We start from the raw sequence: 16802 nt of genomic DNA, 5'->3' as shown, positions 1-16802 counted from the left end.
ATGTCTCCGGTGCATGCCCGGCGGATGTCTCCATGGTGTCGCGGTGACGGGTAGATCGGTAGGTTTTGTTATCTGTTCGTTATGATGATGGGGTGCGGGTCCGGCGATGACGTACGGTCCTGCTGGGAGCCGTCCGCGTGGGGCCGGGCGGCACGGAAGGCGGCGGCGATGGCACGGGCCAGGAGCGAGGAGCGGCGGGCCGAGATCCTGCGGGCCACCCTCGAAGTGATCGCCGAGCGCGGCTACCGGGGCGCGACGCTGGGGGCGGTGGCCGAGCGGGTGGGCCTGACCCAGCAGGGGCTGCTGCACTACTTCCCGACCAAGGAAGCGCTGCTGGTGGCGGTGTTGGAGGACCGGGACCGCTGGGACACCGGCGGCGGGGGCCGGGGCGGCGAGGACGGGGCGTGGCGGCTGGAGCTGCTGGGCTCGCTGGTGGAGTACAACGCGATGCGGCCCGGGATCGTGCAGACCTTCTCGGCGCTGCTCGGCGAGAGCGTGACGGAGGAGCACCCGGCCCGGGAGTTCTTCACCCGGCGCTACACCCAGGTCCGGGCGGGCATGGCCGCCACCCTGCGCGCGGAGTACGGGGAGATGCTGCCGGGCGGGCTGACGCCGGAGCGGGCGGCGGTGATGCTGGTGGCGGTGATGGACGGGCTCCAGTACCAGTGGCTGCTGGACCCCGAGGCGGTGGACATGCCGGAGGCGTTCGAGGACTTTCTGGGGCTGCTGCGGGGCGGGGGCTCAGGGCCGGAGGCCCCGTAGACCCAGGGCCTGAGCCCCGTGAAGCCGTGGGTTCAGCGCCCCCGGGGGCGGCGAGCACCCCGGTCAGACGGCCCGCTCCTGCGGCGCGGCGATCCCACCGGTGCCGGTGGCCGGGAAGCCCCGGGCCGGGTCGACCAGGTCGCGGGCGAGGAGGGTGGCCCCGGCGACCGCCCCCGGCATCAGGAACACGGCGACGAACGGGACCAGGAACGACAGGGCCAGCGGGACCCCGAAGCCCAGCACCAGCGGCAGCCGGCCGCGCAACAGCCCGAGCTGCTTCTTCAGGGGCAGTCCGCGCCGCTGGAGGGCCACGCCGGTCAGCTCCTGGGCCAGGAAGTAGCCGGAGACGCAGAAGCCCAGGGCCGGGACGACGGTCTGGCCGACGACGGGGATGAAGCCGCAGGCGAAGAGGGCGATCCCGAAGAGCGCGACGCGCAGCAGGATGCGGACCGAGTCACGGGCGGAGATCCACAGTTCGCGCCAGAGCGGCAGCCCCGACTCGGGGACCTCGCCGCCCTCGCTGCGCTCGACCTCCTCCGAGAGCGAGTCGTAGAACGGCTGGCCCACCAGGAGGGTGACGGCGGTGAAGGTGATGACGGCGAGGAAGAGGCCGAGGACGAAGACCAGCGCGGTCAGGGTGGTGCGGAGCAGGCCCAGCCAGGGCGAGGACCAGTCGTCCGCGAACGGGGTGGCCCAGGCGACGAAGTCGTCGGCGCCGTAACCGAGTCCGACCAGGGCTCCGGCGTAGACGACGAGCGTGATGAGTCCGGGCAGCAGCCCGAAGCCGAACCACCGTCCGTGCCGGGCGACCCAGCGCTGCCCTTTCAGCAAGTAGCCGAAGCCTGCCCCGAGATCGTTCATGGGCGTCAGCGTACTGGCGTACGGAAACGGCGAGGACCGCACCCCGGGTGCGGGGTGCGGTCCTCGGACGGCGGTGCGGTGATCAGGCCACGGACAGCTCGACCTTGATGTTGCCGCGGGTCGCGTTCGAGTACGGGCAGACCTGGTGGGCCTTCTCGACGAGCGCCTGCGCGGTGGCCGCGTCGACGTTGGGGATGGTCGCGCGGATGGCGACCTCCAGGCCGAAGCCACCGGCCTCGGTCTTGCCGATGGAGACCTCGGCGGTGACCGTCGAGCCGGAGATGTCGGCGCTCTCCTGGCGGGCGACGACGCCCAGCGCGCCCTGGAAGCAGGCGCTGTAGCCCGCCGCGAAGAGCTGCTCCGGGTTGGTGCCCGCGCCGCTGCCGCCCAGGGCCTTCGGCGGGTTGACCACGACGTCGAGCTGGCCGTCGTCCGAGGAGACCCGGCCGTCGCGGCCGTTCTCGGCGGTGGCGACAGCGGTGTAGGCGACGTCGATCTTCTGGATGGTCATGATGCGAGGATTCCTCCTGTTGGTGCGCCGCGACTCGCGCCCACGATCGCGACGGCCTGGGGAGAGCCTAACGGGTGACTCTCCCGGGGCTGGTGCGGGCCACCGGCCCCCTGGTCGGCGGGGCCGGGCCTCGCGTGGACGGGGCCGGACTCCGGACCGGCGGGACCGGTCCTCGGGCGAGCGCGGGTCAGACCAGCGAGACGATCATCTTTCCGGTGTTCTCGCCGCGCAGGAGGCCGACGAACGCGTCGTACCCCTTCTCGATGCCCTCGACCACCGTCTCCTGGTACTTCAGCTCGCCGGAGGCCAGCCAGCCGGCGACCTCCTCGACGAACTTCGGCTGGAGGTCGGCGTGGTCGCCCACGAGCATGCCCTGGAGCCGCAGACGCTTGCCGATGATCAGCGCCATGTTGCGCGGGCCGGGGGTCGGCTCGGTGGCGTTGTACTGGGCGATCATCCCGCAGATGGTGGCGCGGCCGTGCACGTTGAGCGCGCCGATCGCGGCTTCGAGGTGGTCGCCGCCGACGTTGTCGAAGTAGACGTCGATGCCGTCCGGGGCGGCCTCCTTGAGCTGGTCGCGGACCGGCCCGTTCTTGTAGTTGAACGCGGCGTCGAAGCCGTACTCCTCGACGAGGAGCTTGACCTTCTCGTCGGAGCCGGCCGAGCCGATGACCCGGGAGGCGCCCTTGAGCTTGGCGAGCTGGCCGACCTGGCTGCCCACGGCACCGGCGGCGCCGGAGACGAAGACCGCGTCGCCCTCCTTGAAGGAGGCCACCTCGAACAGGCCCGCGTAGGCGGTGAGTCCGGTCATGCCGAGCACGCCGAGGTAGGCGGAGAGCGGGGCGAGGTCGGGGTCGACCTTCACCGCGTGCTGCGCGGGCACATGGGCGATCTCGCGCCAGCCGAGGCCGTGCAGGACGTGGTCGCCGACGGCGAAGCCCTCGGCGTTCGAGGCAATGACCTCACCGACCGCGCCGCCGTCCATGGGGTGGTCGAGCTTGAACGGCGGGGTGTACGACTTCACGTCGTTCATCCGGCCCCGCATGTACGGGTCGACGGAGAAGTACTTGTTGCGGACGAGGATGCGACCTTCGGCCGGAGCGGCCACCGCGGCCTCGCGCAGCGCGAAGTCCTCGGCCTCGGGCCAGCCGTGGGGGCGGGCGACGAGGTGCCATTCGCGGCTGGACGCGGGAAGTGCTGCAGACATGGGCTCGGGTTCTCCTCAATGTCCTACGGGGGGAAGCCTCAGGGAAAAGCTTCATGACATGAAACAACCCTGCGCCTTAATATTTCATGTTGTCAAGTAAATCGGTACGCTGGTTCCCATGGCCACCCGCACAGACCCCCTGACCCTCGAGGTCGTCGAGCTGATCGGCACCGTCGTGGCGCGCTACCACGAGGAGTACGACCGTGCCGCCGCCGCGCACTCCCTCACCGGGGCGCAGGCGCGGGTCCTCGGGCTGCTCGCGCTGGAGCCGACCCCGATGCGGAAGATCGCCGTCAAGCTGAAGTGCGAGCCGTCGAACGTGACCGGCATCGTCGACCGTCTGGAGACCCGCGGCCTGGTCGAGCGCAGGCCGGACCCGGCCGACCGCCGGGTGAAGCTGGCCGCCGCGACGGAGACGGGCCGGCAGACGGCCCGGGAGCTGCGGGACTCGCTGGACTTCGCCCGGGAGCCGCTGGCCGAGCTGTCGGAGGCTGAGCGGACGGTGCTACGGGATCTGCTGCGGCGGATGCTGGGCGAGAGCTGACCACGCCGGAACCGCAGGGTGCCGGAGCCACAGGATTACGTGCACCACCACAGGAAGCGGGTGCAGGTCGGGGACGGTGTCGGGGTGGGCGTGGGCGTCGGGTCCACGGTCGGTTCGCCCGGCGGCGGGGGCGCGGGCGCGGTCGTCGGCTCCTCCGGCTCCCCCGGGCCCGGCGGATCGGCGGGCGGGCTGTCCGAGGCGTCCGGCGTCGAACCGGGCGAGGCCGTGGCGTCGTCGGGCTCCTGGTCGTCCCGGTCCGGGTCCGGGGACCCCGTGGGCGAGGCCGTCGCAGTGGCGCCCGGAGCCGGTGCTGCCGCCGGACCGCCGCCCGAGGCCGACGGGTGCACGGGCCTGCCCTCGCCGGACGTCACCGGGCCCGGGTCCTGCGGCCCTCCGCCCGAGACGGAACCAGAGGCGGAGTCCGGCGCGGGCTCCTCGGGACCGCGCGGCGCCTCCCGTACGTAATCGGCGGCGCCGTCGTCCCGGCCGCCCGGCTCCATCGCCAGTTCCGCCAGGCTCAGCGCCCCCGCCGCCAGGACCAGGCCGCCCACGGCGAGCAGCACCGTACGGCCGCGTCTGCGGTGGTTGCCCCGCGCACGCCGACGGGAACGGGACCGGGAACGGCCACCGGGAGCGGGCGTGGCGGCTCCACCCGGTCCGTCCGGCGCGTCCGGCAGGGGGCCCGAGGGTGTGGGCGCGGGCGGCGCGAAGGGGCCCAGTGCCTCGGCGGGAGTTCCGCACCCGGCGCAGGCCAGGGCTCCGTTGAGATGCCGTCGGCACGGGTGGCAGTAATCCATGGCGCCCGCAGATTAGGCAGGCGCGGTTCGGCGGAGGAAGCGGACGACGTGAGGATCCTGTGAGGAACACCGGATTCCGTGAACAGCCGGTCCGATACGCCTGACCTGCGGGAAGATGGGCGGCATGACCGCTCCCACCCCCTTCGGCCCGCTCCAATTCCAGCTCGTCCTGCTCCGCCGCATGGCCGACCACCAGCCGGAACTGGCCGAGGAGGCCCGCCAGGAACTGAGCGCCTCCCTCGCCGACATGCGGGAGGCCAACCGCCGCTGGCAGGCCATGGTCCGGGCGCCCCGGGGACGGGGATCGCTGCGGCGCTACCGCTCGGTGCTCGGGGAGCCGGAGCTGACGCTGAAGCGCCGCGTGGGCGATGTGGAGTGCGAGGCGCTGCTCTGGCCGGTGCCGCTCTGGCCGGACCTGCGCTTCGAGGTGATGGCCGGTCCGGGCGGGGCGGTGTGGAACGAGTGGCTGGTCCGGGCCCCGGGGGCGGCGGGCCCCGAGCTGACCTCCGTACCCTCGCTCCGCCCCTGGTCGTGCACGGTGGACGAGGTGGCGCGGGCCTTTCCCCCGGTGCGGCCGATGGAGGGGAGCGCGCCGACCCGGTGGGCGCTGGCCGTCACGGACCCGGGGAGCGAACAGCCGTATGTCGCGGAGTTCACCTGGGGGCTGTTCCAGCGGCTGCTGCCGGGCTGAGCGGGGCGGCGGAGGGAGAAGCCGCAAAGCGGGGCGCGACGCGGGGCCCGACGCGGACCGTGCCCCGAGTCGGGGCGTCGGGCCGTCAGCGCTCGGGCGGGTCGGGCCGTCCGCCCCGACCCGACGAGGCGTCAGCTCGGGGTCCCCTCGACGGACCAGCCCAGCGCGCGCGACCGGGCGGGGAACGCGACGATGCGAGGAGAGGCCGGCTCGCCGCCGGTGCCACCGTCCGCGCCCTCGGGAGAATCCGCCGTGACCGTCAGCCTTGAGCAGTTGCAGCGTTGCCACGTCGCCGTCGATCTCGGGGCCGCGAGGACCCGGGTGTACGTGAAGGGGCTCGGGCTCGTCGTCGACGAACCGAGCGTCGCCGCCGTCAACATCCGTACGGGATCGCTCATCGCGGTCGGCGTGCTCGCCGAGCAGATGACCGGCCGCACCCCCGAGTACATCCGGGTCGTCCGCCCGGTCTCCGGCGGCTCCGTCGTCGACATCGAGATGGCCCAGCGGATGCTGCGCCACCTCCTCGGCGACAAGCTCCGCCGCCAGCTGCGCCGCAAGCCCCGGCTGCGCGCCGCCGCCTGCATCCCGCACGAGGCCGATCCGCTGGCCCAGCGCGCCACGGTGGAGACCCTGGTCGGGCTCGGCGCCCGGCGGGTCGAGCTGGTGGACACCCTGATCGCGGCGGCGGCGGGGTGCGGGCTGCCGGTGGAGCAGCCGACCGCGACCATGATCATGGCGTGCGGGGCGGCCACGACCCAGATCGCGGTGCTCTCGCTCGGCTCGATCGTGACGGCCGTCCGCATCCCGGTCGGCGGCAACGCCATCGACGAGGCGGTGATCCAGTATCTGCGCCAGCACCACGCGCTGCTGCTCCCGAGTCAGTCCGTACGCCCGCTCCAGCTCGCGCTGCACGGCAACGGCCTCCAGCTCACCGGGCCCGCGCTGACCGAGATCCACGGCCGGGACGTGGCGACCGGGCTCGCCCGCTCGGTGCAGGTCGACACCGCCGCCGTACGGAAGGCCATCCACACTCCGCTCACCGCCGTCCTCGACGGGGTCGGCAAGGTGCTGCGCGAGTGCCCGCCCGATCTGGTGGCCGACCTCGCGGACCGGGGCATCATGATGGTGGGCGGCAGCGCGCTGCTCCCGGGGCTGGACCAGATGCTCCGGGAGGCGACGGGGATGCCGGTGCTCATCGCCGAGCGCCCCGACGTCTGCTCGGTGCTCGGCCTGGGGGCGATGCTGGACGGCAAGATCCAGCCGATGGTCCTCAACCCGCTGGCGGGCTAGGCCGAAGGGTTCCCTGGCTCCTTGTCCCCCGTCGACCGGCTGCCGATGCTCCTGGAGGCCGTCCTCAGCATCGGCAGCGACCTCGGGCTCCGCGCCACCCTCCAGCAGATCGTGGACACCGCCACGACCCTGACCGGGGCCCGGCACGGTGCCCTCGGCGTACTGGAGCCCGACGACGACCGGACCGAGGCGCTCTACAGGACCGGGATGACGGAGGCCGAGCGGCGTTCCGTCGACCGCCTCCTCCCGGAGCGCCGGGCGGGACTGTCGGCGGAGGCGGAGGACGGGGACGGGGAGCCATCCGACGCACCCGCTCCGGCGTATCTCGTCGCCCCCATCCAGGTGCACACCGAACTCTTCGGCCACCTCTGTCTGGCCGGGAAGAGTTCGGGCCCTTTCACCGGGACGGACCGGGCCCTGCTGCACGTCCTCGCCTCCCAGGCGGGCATCGCGATCGGCAACGCCCGGCTCTACGAGAGCGCCCGGCAGCGCGAGCGGTGGATCGAGGGGGCGGCGGCCGTCACCACGGCCCTGCTGACCGGGACGAACGCGGCCGACGCCCTGATGACCGTGGCCGAGAGCGCCCGGGTGCTCGCCGGGGCCTCGGCCGGGGTGATCCTCCAGCCCACCGAGGAGGGCGGGATGGAGATCGTGACGGCCTCCACCCTCGACGACCCGGCGGGCATCGTCGGCACGACCATCGCCCCGGGCTCCCCCGTCCTGGTCCAGCTGCTCGGCGGCGAACCGGTCTTCATCGACGACTCCGCCACCGACCCCCGGATGACCACCGACGTACGGTCCCGGTTCGGGCCCAGCATGATGCTGCCGCTGCAGAGCGGCGGACGGCTCATCGGGACCCTCGCCCTGCCCCGGCGGCGCGGCGCGCCCCCGTACACGGCGGTCGACCGGCTGCTGGCGACCCAGTTCGCCTCGCAGGCCGCCCTGGCGCTGGTGATGGCGGACGCGCAGGCGGACCGGGAGCAGCTCGCGGTGTACGAGGACCGCGACCGGATCGCCCGTGACCTGCACGATCTGGTGGTCCAGCGGCTCTTCGCCACGGAGATGATGCTGGAGTCGACTCGCCGGCGGGCCACGGGTGAGGGGGAAGCCGGTGAGCTGCTCGGGCGGGCCGTGGACGAGCTGGACTCCACCATCCAGGAGGTCCGCACCGCGATCTTCGCCCTCCAGCAGCCGCCCGCCGAGGCCCCGAGCACGTTCCGGGGCCGGGTGCTGCGGGAGACCGGCGGCGCCTCGGCGCTGCTGGGCTTTCCGCCGTCGGTGCACTTCACGGGGGCGGTGGACGCGCTGGTGGACGAGGCGACGGGCCGGGAGCTGCTGGCCGCGCTCCGCAAGGCGCTGGCCGCCGCACACCGCAGGCCCGGGGTCTCGGCCATCGAGGTGGAGGTGGACGCGACGGTGCGGCTGGCGGACGGGCGGGGCGCGGTACGGCTGCTGGTGGCGGACGACGGCCGCGACGAGGAGGGCGGCCGGTCGACGACGGTGACCTGGCAGGCGCCGCTGTGAGCTCCCGGGGCGGGACGGGCGCCCGCCGTCAGTGCTTCGGCGCCGCCCGAAGGGCGATCCGGGTGGTGGAGTGGGCCACGCCCGCCTCCCGTTTCAGCCGCCGCAGCAGCGTGTCCAGCGCGACCGGGTCGGCCGCCGTGGCGCGGATCAGATAGTCGTGGCCGCCCGTCACGTGCACCACCTCCGTGATCCCGGGCAGCATCAGCACCGAGCGCTCGAACTCCTCGTTCGTCGTGTCCAGCCGCAGCGTCACATCGATGAAGACGACCAGGCCCGAACGGGTGTCGGCGGCCGGGTCGACGATGACGGTGAAGCCCCGGATCACCCCGTCCTTGCGCATCCGGCGGACCCGGTCGCCCGCCGCGTTGGCGCTGAGCCCCACACGTACGCCCAGATCCCGGTACGAGATCCGGGCGTCCTCCTGGAGAATGCCGAGGATTTCCCTGTCCAGCCGATCCATACCGCGATTGTCCCAGCTTGCGGCGATATCGGCTGAGGGAAACCGGGGGAGCACGGAGAAGCGCACGGAAGCACGGGGGGAGAGAGCCGGGCGAGAACCGGAAGAGAGCCGAGGAGAGGCCGAGGGGAGGCCGGGGGGAGCGTGCCGTCGCCCGGTCGGCGCACTCCGGCGGGCCGTGCACTCCCCCGCGCCCTTGACTTGCGGTGTGAACTCCGCCGTCAAGCAGTCCCCGGAGCCACCGGACGCCCCCGCCCCGACGGCGGCCGCCGCGCCTTCCGCCGCCGCGTACCGGAACCTCGTCATGGCCACGATCGGCTTCGCCCTCACCTTCTGGGCCTGGAACCTGATCGCGCCGATGTCCGGCGACTACAAGGACCGGCTGGGGCTCAGCTCGTTCCAGCAGTCGTTCCTGGTGGCCGTGCCGGTGCTGGTCGGGTCGCTGGGCCGGATCCCGCTGGGCGCGCTGACCGACAAGTACGGCGCGAAGCTGATGTTCCCGCTGGTGTCGGCGCTGACGATCGTGCCGGTGCTGCTGCTGATCCCGGCGAAGAACTCGTACGGGGCGATGATCGCGGTCGGCTTCCTGCTGGGGCTCGGCGGCACGACGTTCGCGATCGGCGTCCCGCTGGTCAACTCGTGGTTCCCGCCCGCCAGACGGGGGTTCGCGCTGGGCGTGTTCGGCATGGGCATGGGCGGCGTGGCGCTCTCCGGCTACTTCACCCCGCGCATCGCGAAGCACGGCGACAACCTGCCGTTCCTCGTGGTCGCGGGGGCGCTGGTGGTGTTCGCGCTGCTGGCCGCCGTCCTGGTCAGCGACCACCCCGACCGGAAGGTCCCCACGGACACCCTGGCCCACCGGCTGGGCGGTGCGGCGAAACTGCGGGTGACCTGGGAGCTGTCGGCGCTGTACGCGATCGGGTTCGGCGGGATCGTGGCGTTCGGGGTCTATCTGCCGACGTACCTGAAGACCTGGTACGAGATGTCCCCGACCGAGGCGGGCACCAAGGCGGCCGGGTTCGCGCTGGTCACCGTCGTCTTCCGGCCGATCGGCGGCTGGCTCTCGGACCGCGTCCACCCGGCGCTGGTGACGGCGGGCGCCCTGCTGCTGGCGGCCCTGATGGCGGTCGTCCAGGCCTTCGAACCGCCCCTGAACCCGATCGGCACCATCGCCCTGCTGGCCATGGCGGCCGGGCTCGGCACCGCGAGCGGCAGCGTCTTCGCCCTGGTCTCGCAGGTGACCCCGCAGCCGAAGGTGGGCAGCGTGACGGGGATCGTCGGCGCGATGGGCGGGCTCGGCGGCTTCGTACCGCCGCTGGTGATGGGGGCGATCTACAGCGCCAAGGACTCGTACGCGATCGGCTTCATGCTCCTGTCCGACCTGGCGCTGGCGGGGTGCGTGTACGCGTACGGACGGATGCGGAACGTCCGGCGCGGCGGGTGAGGTCTCGCCTTCCAGGAGCCACCCGGGGAGGCCGGGCCCGGACCCCGAACCCGAACCCGAACCCGAACCCCACCCCGGCCCCGGGTGACGCTCCCCTCATCGGCACCTGACACCCGGCCAGGACCGCCCCGAGCCCCTAGGCTTCCCGGCGTGACCCTCCTTCTTCCCGCGCTCCAGTCCCCCACCGGCCCGGCGGCCTCCCGGGAGGCCGTCCGCTTCGGTGATCTCTCCCTGACCTACGGCCGGTTGGCCGAGGCCTCCGCCGCGCTCGCCGCCCGGATCGCGGACGCGGGCCGGGTCGCCGTCTGGGCCACTCCGACGGCGGAGACGGTGATCGCCGCGGTGGCGGCCCTGCGGGCCGGGGTGCCGGTCGTGCCGCTCAACCCCCGTACGGGCGAAAGCGAGTTGGCGCACATCCTGGCCGACAGCGAACCCACGGCCGTACTGGCGGGACCGGCCGACGAGCTGCCGCCCGCGCTGGAGAAGGTGCGGCGGGTGACGGTGGACGCACGGGCGGAGACCGGGAGCGCGGAGGCGTACGGAGGCGGCGCCCCGGCGGACAGGGGCGCGCCCGGTGAGGGCGGCCCCGAGTCGCCCGCCCTCATCGTCTACACCTCCGGCACCACCGGCCCGCCCAAGGGGGCCGTGCTCCCCCGGCGGGCCGTCGCCGCGTCGCTGGACGCGCTGGAGGACGCCTGGGGGTGGACCGGCGACGACGTGCTGGTCCACGCGCTGCCGCTGTTCCACGTCCACGGGCTGATCCTGGGCGTCCTCGGGCCGCTGCGGCGGGGCGGTTCGCTGCGCCACCTGGGGGCGTTCTCGGCCGGGGGCGTGGCGCGGGAGCTGGGGTCCGGGGGCACGATGCTCTTCGGCGTACCGACGATGTACCACCGGCTGGCGGAGGTGCTGGACGCCCCGGCGGGGACCGCCGAACGGGACGCGCTGGCCGGGGCGTTGGCCGGGGCGCGGCTGCTGGTCTCCGGTTCGGCGGCGCTCCCCGTGCACGACCACGAACGCATCGCGGCGGCGACCGGGCGGCGGGTGATCGAGCGGTACGGGATGACGGAGACCCTGATGAACACGGGGATCCGGGCGGACGGCGTACCGCGCCCCGGCACGGTGGGCCCGCCGCTCGCGGGGGTGGAGCTGCGGCTGGTGGAGGAGGACGGCACGGTGCTGGAGGGGCCGGAGGCGATCGGGGAGATCCAGGTCCGGGGCCCGAACCTGTTCACCGGCTACCTGAACCGGCCCGACGCCACCGCCGCCGCGCACACGGCCGACGGCTGGTTCCGGACGGGCGACGTCGGCACGGTGGACACGGACGGGTACGTGACCATCGTCGGGCGCAAGGCCACCGACCTCATCAAGAGCGGCGGCTACAAGATCGGCGCGGGCGAGATCGAGAACGTGCTCCTCGGCCACCCCGGCGTCCGCGAGGCCGCCGTCACCGGCGAGGCGGACCCGGACCTCGGTGAGCGGGTGGTGGCGTGGGTGGTCGCGGCCGACCCCGACTCGCCGCCCGCCGCCGAGGAGTTGGCGGATCTGGTGGCGGGGCAGCTGGCCCCGCACAAGCGTCCGCGTTTGGTGCGCTACCTGGACGCGCTGCCCCGCAACGACCTGGGGAAGATCATGAAGAGGTCGCTCCATGTCCGGTGACGCCCCCATGGCCGGTGGTTCCCCCCTGTCCGGTGACGCTTCCCTGCCTGGTGGCTCCCCCGTGTCCGGTGACGCCTCCGTGTCCGGTCACGCCCCCGCTGGGACGACGTCCGGTACGACGCCCCGGGCCACCGCCCGCGAGGCCATCGCCCTGCTCACCGGCGGGGCGGGCTTCACCGAGCACCGGCCCCCGTCGCCGCGCACACTCCCGCCGGACGGCCCGCTCGGCTGGGCGGGGTACGGCGCGGCGCGCGCACGGGCGGCGGAGCGGACCGGTGAGGACGAGTCGGTCGTGTACGGGACCGGGGTCGTCGGCGACCGGGAGTGCGTGCTGCTCGCCTTCGAATTCGGCTTCCTGGGCGGCTCGTTGGGCCTGCTGACGGGTGACCGGCTGGAGGCCGCGTACGACCTGGCGCTCACCCGCCGGCTGCCGCTGGTCGCGCTCGTCGCCACGGGCGGCAGCCGGATGCAGGAGGGCATGGTCGCGCTCACCCAGCTCCAGCGGGTGGCCGCCGCCTCCACCCGGCTGCGGGCGGCGGGGCTCCCGCAGATCGCCGTGGTCCGCGACCCCACGACCGGCGGCGGCTGGGCCACCGTGGGGGCGGGCGCGGACGTGGTGCTGGCCCTGCCGGGCGCCCAGATCGGGTTCGCCGGCTCCCGGGTACGCCCGCCGGACGCCGACCCGTACGCGTACGGCGCCGAGGGCCAGTCGGCGGCGGGCCAGGTGGACGCGGTGGTCCCGGGCCCGGAGCTGCCCCGCACGGTGGGGCTGTGGCTGCGGGCGCTGGGGGCGGGCGAGGAAGGTGGCGGTCCCGTGGGCGGACCCGCCGCCGCGCCGCTCCCCCGGGCCCAGGCCCCGTCCTCCGCCGGGCTGCCGGGGAGCGGGCGGGAGGCGGTGGAGCGGGCCCGGGCGGCGGGGCGGCCGCGGGCCCGGGCGTATCTGGACGACTACTTCGCCGTACGGCTCCCCCTCCACGGGGACCGGTCCGGCGGTACGGACCCGGGGCTGCTCAGCGGGTTCGGGCTGCGGGCGGACGGGCGGGCCGTCGCGTACGTCGCGCAGTGCGGGACCCCGACGCGCCCGGCCGGCTACCGGGCGGCGGCCCGGACGATCCGGCTCGCGGACCGGCTCGGCGTCCCCGTCCTCACCCTGGTCGACACCCCGGGCGCCGCCAACGACGCCGAGGCGGAACGGGCCGGCCAGGGCGCGGCCATCGCGGACACCTTCGCGGCGATCGCGGCGGCCCGGGTGCCGGTGACCACGCTGGTGATCGGCGAGGGCGGCTCGGGCGGTGCGCTGGCCCTCGCGGCCCCGGGCAACACCCATGTGACGGCGGACAGTTACTTCTCCGTCATCGCGCCCGAACTCGCGGCGGCCATCCTCAAGCGGCCGCCGGAGGAGACGGGCGCCACCGCCGACCAGCTCCGGCTGCGGCCGCAGGATCTGGTGGAGCTGGGGGTCGCCCGCTCGATCGTCCGGTAGGGCCGCTACCGCCGTCCGGCAGGGCGGCGGTTACGGCTGCGGGTCGCGGGCGTCGTACCGGGCGAAGCCCCGCCACTTCAGGGCCAGCAGACCGACCGCCACCACGCAGGCCGCCCCGCCCCCGACGACGGCCACGGCCGGAGAGGTGAGGTCGGCCACCGAACCGGCCAGGAAGTCCCCGAGCCGGGGCCCGCCCGCCACCACGACGATGAACACGCCCTGGAGCCGGCCGCGCATCTCGTCCGGGACCGCCGCCTGGAGCATGGTGTTCCGGAAGACCATGGAGACGGTGTCGGCGCACCCGGCGAGCGCCAGGAAGAGCAGCCCGAGCCAGAGGTGGCGGGTGAGCCCGAAGACGGCGATGGCGGCGCCCCAGCTGCCGACGGCGAGCAGGACGGCGAGGCCGTGGCGGCGGATGCGGCCGAGCCAGCCGGAGAAGACCCCGCCGAGCAGCGCGCCGAGCGCCGGGGCGGCCACGAGCATGCCGGTGGTCCGGGCGTCACCTCCGTACCAGACGACGGCGACCACCGGGAAGAGCGCCCGGGGGTGGGCGAGCACCATCGCGCACAGGTCGGTGAAGAAGGTCATCCGGAGGTTGGGCCGGGTGCCGAGGAAGCGCAGCCCGTCCGTCACGGAGGCCCGCTTGCGGGCCTCGCCCTCCGCCTTCCGGTCGGGCAGCATCGAGGGCAGCCGCCACATCGCGTACAGGGAGGCGGTGAAGGTGACGGCGTCGACGGTGTACGCGGCGCGGTATCCCCACCAGCCGACGATCAGCCCGCCCAGCATCGGGCCGACGAGCGCGCCCGTCGTCGTGGTCATGGAGCTGAGCGCGTTGGCGGCGGGCAGCTGTTCGGGCGGCAGGAGCCGGGCGATCATCGAGGAGCGGGCCGGGGCGTTGAGCGCGAAGCAGACGGCCTGGAGGGCGACGATCGCGTACAGCAGGCCGACGTTCTCGACCCCGGCGAAAGTGGCCAGGGCCAGGACGAGGGCCAGGAGGAACGATCCGGCGGCGCTGAACAGGCCGAGCTTGCGCCGGTCGACGGTGTCCGCGACGGCCCCGCCGTAGAGCCCGAACACGACGAGCGGCACGAGCGAGCAGAACCCGATGAGCCCGACGGAGAACGCGGAGCCGGTGATGTCGTAGACCTGGAGCGAGACGGCGAGGGCCGTCATGCCCTGCCCGATCCAGGACACGGTGTTCCCGAACCAGAGGCGCCGGTAGTCGGGGTAGGCGCGCAGCGGGGTGAGGTCGGCGAATATCCGGGGACGGCGGGCGGGCTGCTCGGTCGTTTCGGTCACAGGGGATGGTAGGCACGGCCGTCCTCCGGCGGTCCGGGCGGCCCATGGTGTGCCGGTGACCCGGAGGGGGCGGCGTGATGAGGTGGGGCAACCGCCCTGCCAGGGCCTTTCCGAACGGAGACCGCTGTGCCGCACCGTCCGATGCCCGGGCTGGTATCCGGACCGCTGTCCGTATCTGTCCTTCCCGCCCGGTCCGCCTTTCCCGCCCGGTTCGTCCGTCGGGTCCGGGTGCCCGCGGCCGTCGCCGTCGCCTCGGTGCTGCTGCTCGGGGCGGCTGCGCCGGGCCAACTGCCGCGTACGGGCGGGGCGGTGGCCGGTACGGAACCGGTGGGGCGGATGCCGCTCGGCCCCGCCGACGTACCGACGCAGACCAGACCCGCCGACCTGCTGGCCCCGGGTGTCACGTACCGGAAGTACTGGCAGGGAGAGGCCTCGGACGCCTGGTCGGTCTGGGTCCGCCACCCGCAGACGGGCACGGAGACCTTCGGTTCGCGGGCGGACGCCGACCGGCTGGCGAGGGACGTGGACGCGGCCGGATTCACCGCCCGCGTCGATGTCTTCACCGTGCCGGAGAGCGTCGACACGGACAGCCGGGTGGTGGGGTACGGGGTCCGGGTAGGCCGGTTCGCCGCCGACCGCCGGGAGGACGCCGTCCAGGCCCGGCAGGCGCTGGCGGACGCCGGTTTCGACAGGAGCCGGATCTTCTTCACCGCCGAGGACGGGGGCGCGAGCCGGGGCCCGTGGCAGGTCAGGGTGATCACGGTCGCGCCGTCGGCCCGGGTCACGCTGAAGGCCGTGCACGGGAAGGACGTCCAGGGCTCCGAGACCGTCCGGCAGCTGGCGGCGGAGAGCGGCGCGCTCGTCGCGGTCAACGGCTCGGAGTTCGACATCGACAGCCCCAACAACGGCGACTTCGGCGGCTTCGAAGGCGTACCCCAGGGCCTGTACCTCCAGAACAACGTGCTGCTCGGTACCCCGAACAACGGCAGGACCGCCCTCCTGCTGGAAGGGCTCCAGGGCCGGGCCGCCGTCGACGAGATCAGCTCCGAGACCCGGATCACCGCACCCGACGGAGCGGTCCGGGTGGTCGACGGCATCCACCGGCCGGCCGGTCATGTGCTGGGCTGCGGCGGGGTCGGCAACGACTACCGCGCCTCCAACCGCGCCCGGACGCTCCAGCCCTGGCGGAACACGACCTGCCACGACCCCGACGAGATCGTGGTCTTCCGCCCGGAGTGGGGCGCCACCACCCCCACCCCGGTGCGCCGGGGCGACAGCTGGACCGACCCCGCCACCGGGTGGCAGGCGCAGTGGTACGCGGACCGGGCGGAGTTCCTGGCGCACACGGTCGATGTGGTCATGGACGGCAACTGGGTCGTCAAGCAGCTCCGTACCCCGGCGGGCGGCCCGATCCCGCCCGGCGGCCGGGTCCTCCAGGGCATCGGGGAGGGCGCCGCCTGGCTCCGCGCGCACAGCGAGATCGGCAAGGCGTTCAAGCCCGGCTCCACGGTCCGGGGCCGGGACGGCAGGTCCGTGACCACCCCGGCGCTCTCGGCGGTGGCGGGCGGTACGCCGGCGCTGGTGCGGGGCGGTGAGGTGTGGCTGAACCCGGCCGCCAACGGGATGGCCCAGGCCTCCTGCGTACCGGCCGACCTCGACCCGGGGCAGAAGTGCCGCGCCAACAACACGCTGTTGCAGCGTCACGCCCGTACGCTCGCGGGGGTCACCGCCGCCGGTGAGCTGCTGCTCGTCACCATCGACGGCCGCGACCCCGCGCTGAGCGTGGGAGCGACGCTGCCCGAGGCGGCCGCGGTGATGAAGTGGCTGGGCGCCCGGGACGCGGTGGGGCTCGGCAGCGGCGGCGACACCACCCTCATCGCCGGGAACACGCTCTACAACCGGCCGGTGGACGACTGGGGCGGGCCCCTGCGCGAGCGGCGCGTGAGCAACGCCGTGGTCGTCGTCGAGAAACCCTGAGCCGAGAAACTCTGAGCCGGGAAGCCCTGAGCCGAGGGGCCGGGGCCCGCGCCCCGAGGGGCTGTCGGACTCGGGCGCGCGGCCGGGAAGGCAATGTGTCTCATGTGGTCGGGGTGGCTGTGTCTCATCTCGCCGCGCCCGTCCGGCGCCCCCGGCCCGCCCCTCCGCCGCGCGCCCCTGGGCCCACCTGCGGCGGAGCCGAACCGTACGGGCTGGTTGAGCGGTTGACTGTCTCAGGTGGACCTTGACGGTCCGGTCGGCCGCCGGTTGCATTCCTATCCCGGGCATCAGGATTCACC

At 74.1% G+C, this 16802-nt stretch carries 15 protein-coding genes; 9 read left to right on the top strand and 6 right to left on the bottom strand.

What is annotated here, in order from left to right; translation table 11 throughout:
• The first annotated feature begins 168 nt into the window (after window positions 1-168).
• Window positions 169-762 carry a TetR/AcrR family transcriptional regulator gene (locus DJ476_RS24855; protein ID WP_103416387.1) on the top strand — a complete coding sequence of 198 codons (594 nt, stop codon included), beginning with the start codon at window positions 169-171 and terminating at the stop codon, window positions 760-762.
• A gap of 63 nt (window positions 763-825) precedes the next feature.
• On the opposite strand, the gene DJ476_RS24850 is transcribed toward DJ476_RS24855, so the two are convergent.
• The 3 genes from DJ476_RS24850 to DJ476_RS24840 all read right to left on the bottom strand — a co-directional run bounded on the left by DJ476_RS24850 (window position 826) and on the right by DJ476_RS24840 (window position 3341).
• A complete protein-coding gene (locus tag DJ476_RS24850; protein ID WP_070204134.1) occupies window positions 826-1623 on the bottom strand; it encodes an EI24 domain-containing protein in 798 nt (265 codons plus the stop codon).
• A gap of 82 nt (window positions 1624-1705) precedes the next feature.
• Complete coding sequence (locus DJ476_RS24845; RefSeq protein ID WP_019763093.1) at window positions 1706-2134, bottom strand: organic hydroperoxide resistance protein; 429 nt, start codon at window positions 2132-2134, stop codon at window positions 1706-1708.
• Between the two features lie 187 nt (window positions 2135-2321).
• Entirely contained in the window at window positions 2322-3341 is a 1020-nt protein-coding gene (locus tag DJ476_RS24840; RefSeq protein ID WP_070203955.1) for an NADP-dependent oxidoreductase, read from the bottom strand.
• 118 nt (window positions 3342-3459) lie between these two features.
• Here DJ476_RS24840 and DJ476_RS24835 point away from each other — a divergent pair, with 118 nt between their 5' ends.
• The gene (locus tag DJ476_RS24835; protein ID WP_103416388.1) at window positions 3460-3885 is read left to right on the top strand and encodes a MarR family winged helix-turn-helix transcriptional regulator; all 426 of its coding nucleotides are present in this window, start codon (window positions 3460-3462) and stop codon (window positions 3883-3885) included.
• 35 nt (window positions 3886-3920) lie between these two features.
• Here the strand turns inward: DJ476_RS24835 and DJ476_RS24830 are convergent, their stop codons facing one another.
• On the bottom strand, window positions 3921-4682 hold the full coding sequence (locus tag DJ476_RS24830; protein ID WP_208853530.1) for an SCO2400 family protein: 762 nt from the start codon (window positions 4680-4682) through the stop codon (window positions 3921-3923).
• Between the two features lie 124 nt (window positions 4683-4806).
• Here DJ476_RS24830 and DJ476_RS24825 point away from each other — a divergent pair, with 124 nt between their 5' ends.
• From DJ476_RS24825 to DJ476_RS24815, 3 genes are all read left to right on the top strand, one after another.
• Window positions 4807-5373, top strand: a complete 567-nt coding sequence (locus tag DJ476_RS24825; protein ID WP_208853529.1) for a hypothetical protein — start codon at window positions 4807-4809, stop codon at window positions 5371-5373.
• Between the two features lie 252 nt (window positions 5374-5625).
• Window positions 5626-6663, top strand: coding sequence for a rod shape-determining protein (locus DJ476_RS24820; RefSeq protein ID WP_103416390.1), 1038 nt, complete (start codon window positions 5626-5628; stop codon window positions 6661-6663).
• Between the two features lie 45 nt (window positions 6664-6708).
• Window positions 6709-8187, top strand: a complete 1479-nt coding sequence (locus tag DJ476_RS24815) for a sensor histidine kinase (protein WP_112492613.1) — start codon at window positions 6709-6711, stop codon at window positions 8185-8187.
• 28 nt (window positions 8188-8215) lie between these two features.
• On the opposite strand, the gene DJ476_RS24810 is transcribed toward DJ476_RS24815, so the two are convergent.
• Window positions 8216-8647, bottom strand: a complete 432-nt coding sequence (locus DJ476_RS24810; protein WP_019761520.1) for an Lrp/AsnC family transcriptional regulator — start codon at window positions 8645-8647, stop codon at window positions 8216-8218.
• A gap of 205 nt (window positions 8648-8852) precedes the next feature.
• On the opposite strand from DJ476_RS24810, the gene DJ476_RS24805 reads away from it, so the two are divergent.
• The 3 genes from DJ476_RS24805 to DJ476_RS24795 all read left to right on the top strand — a co-directional run bounded on the left by DJ476_RS24805 (window position 8853) and on the right by DJ476_RS24795 (window position 13227).
• Window positions 8853-10088: a nitrate/nitrite transporter gene (locus DJ476_RS24805; RefSeq protein ID WP_112491605.1), complete on the top strand. Its 1236-nt coding sequence runs from the start codon at window positions 8853-8855 to the stop codon at window positions 10086-10088.
• 150 nt (window positions 10089-10238) lie between these two features.
• On the top strand, window positions 10239-11744 hold the full coding sequence (locus tag DJ476_RS24800) for an acyl-CoA synthetase (RefSeq protein WP_112491604.1): 1506 nt from the start codon (window positions 10239-10241) through the stop codon (window positions 11742-11744).
• A complete protein-coding gene (locus tag DJ476_RS24795) occupies window positions 11734-13227 on the top strand; it encodes a carboxyl transferase domain-containing protein (protein WP_318294788.1) in 1494 nt (497 codons plus the stop codon). Before DJ476_RS24800 ends, DJ476_RS24795 begins: the two co-directional genes overlap by 11 nt.
• A 30-nt stretch (window positions 13228-13257) precedes the next feature.
• Here DJ476_RS24795 and DJ476_RS24790 read toward each other — a convergent pair whose 3' ends face one another.
• Entirely contained in the window at window positions 13258-14526 is a 1269-nt protein-coding gene (locus DJ476_RS24790) for an MFS transporter (protein WP_070203960.1), read from the bottom strand.
• A 228-nt stretch (window positions 14527-14754) separates the two neighbouring features.
• On the opposite strand from DJ476_RS24790, the gene DJ476_RS24785 reads away from it, so the two are divergent.
• Entirely contained in the window at window positions 14755-16503 is a 1749-nt protein-coding gene (locus tag DJ476_RS24785) for a phosphodiester glycosidase family protein (RefSeq protein ID WP_318294787.1), read from the top strand.
• The last annotated feature ends 299 nt before the right edge of the window (window positions 16504-16802 follow it).

This window comes from Streptomyces bacillaris (assembly GCF_003268675.1).
GTDB lineage: Bacteria > Actinomycetota > Actinomycetes > Streptomycetales > Streptomycetaceae > Streptomyces > Streptomyces bacillaris.
The sequence above is the reverse complement of the archived record's forward strand: the minus strand, read 5'-3'. Positions and strand labels throughout refer to the sequence as shown.

Excerpts from the sequence above, each read along its gene's own strand:
- DJ476_RS24845 (WP_019763093.1), bottom strand. The coding sequence starts at position 2,134 with ATGACCATCCAGAAGATCGACGTCGCCTACACCGCTGTCGCCACCGCC.
- DJ476_RS24810 (WP_019761520.1), bottom strand. The coding sequence starts at position 8,647 with ATGGATCGGCTGGACAGGGAAATCCTCGGCATTCTCCAGGAGGACGCC.
- DJ476_RS24815 (WP_112492613.1), top strand. The coding sequence starts at position 6,709 with ATGCTCCTGGAGGCCGTCCTCAGCATCGGCAGCGACCTCGGGCTCCGC.
- DJ476_RS24855 (WP_103416387.1), top strand. The coding sequence starts at position 169 with ATGGCACGGGCCAGGAGCGAGGAGCGGCGGGCCGAGATCCTGCGGGCC.
- DJ476_RS24850 (WP_070204134.1), bottom strand. The coding sequence starts at position 1,623 with ATGAACGATCTCGGGGCAGGCTTCGGCTACTTGCTGAAAGGGCAGCGC.
- DJ476_RS24835 (WP_103416388.1), top strand. The coding sequence starts at position 3,460 with ATGGCCACCCGCACAGACCCCCTGACCCTCGAGGTCGTCGAGCTGATC.
- DJ476_RS24795 (WP_318294788.1), top strand. The coding sequence starts at position 11,734 with ATGTCCGGTGACGCCCCCATGGCCGGTGGTTCCCCCCTGTCCGGTGAC.
- DJ476_RS24830 (WP_208853530.1), bottom strand. The coding sequence starts at position 4,682 with ATGGATTACTGCCACCCGTGCCGACGGCATCTCAACGGAGCCCTGGCC.
- DJ476_RS24840 (WP_070203955.1), bottom strand. The coding sequence starts at position 3,341 with ATGTCTGCAGCACTTCCCGCGTCCAGCCGCGAATGGCACCTCGTCGCC.
- DJ476_RS24825 (WP_208853529.1), top strand. The coding sequence starts at position 4,807 with ATGACCGCTCCCACCCCCTTCGGCCCGCTCCAATTCCAGCTCGTCCTG.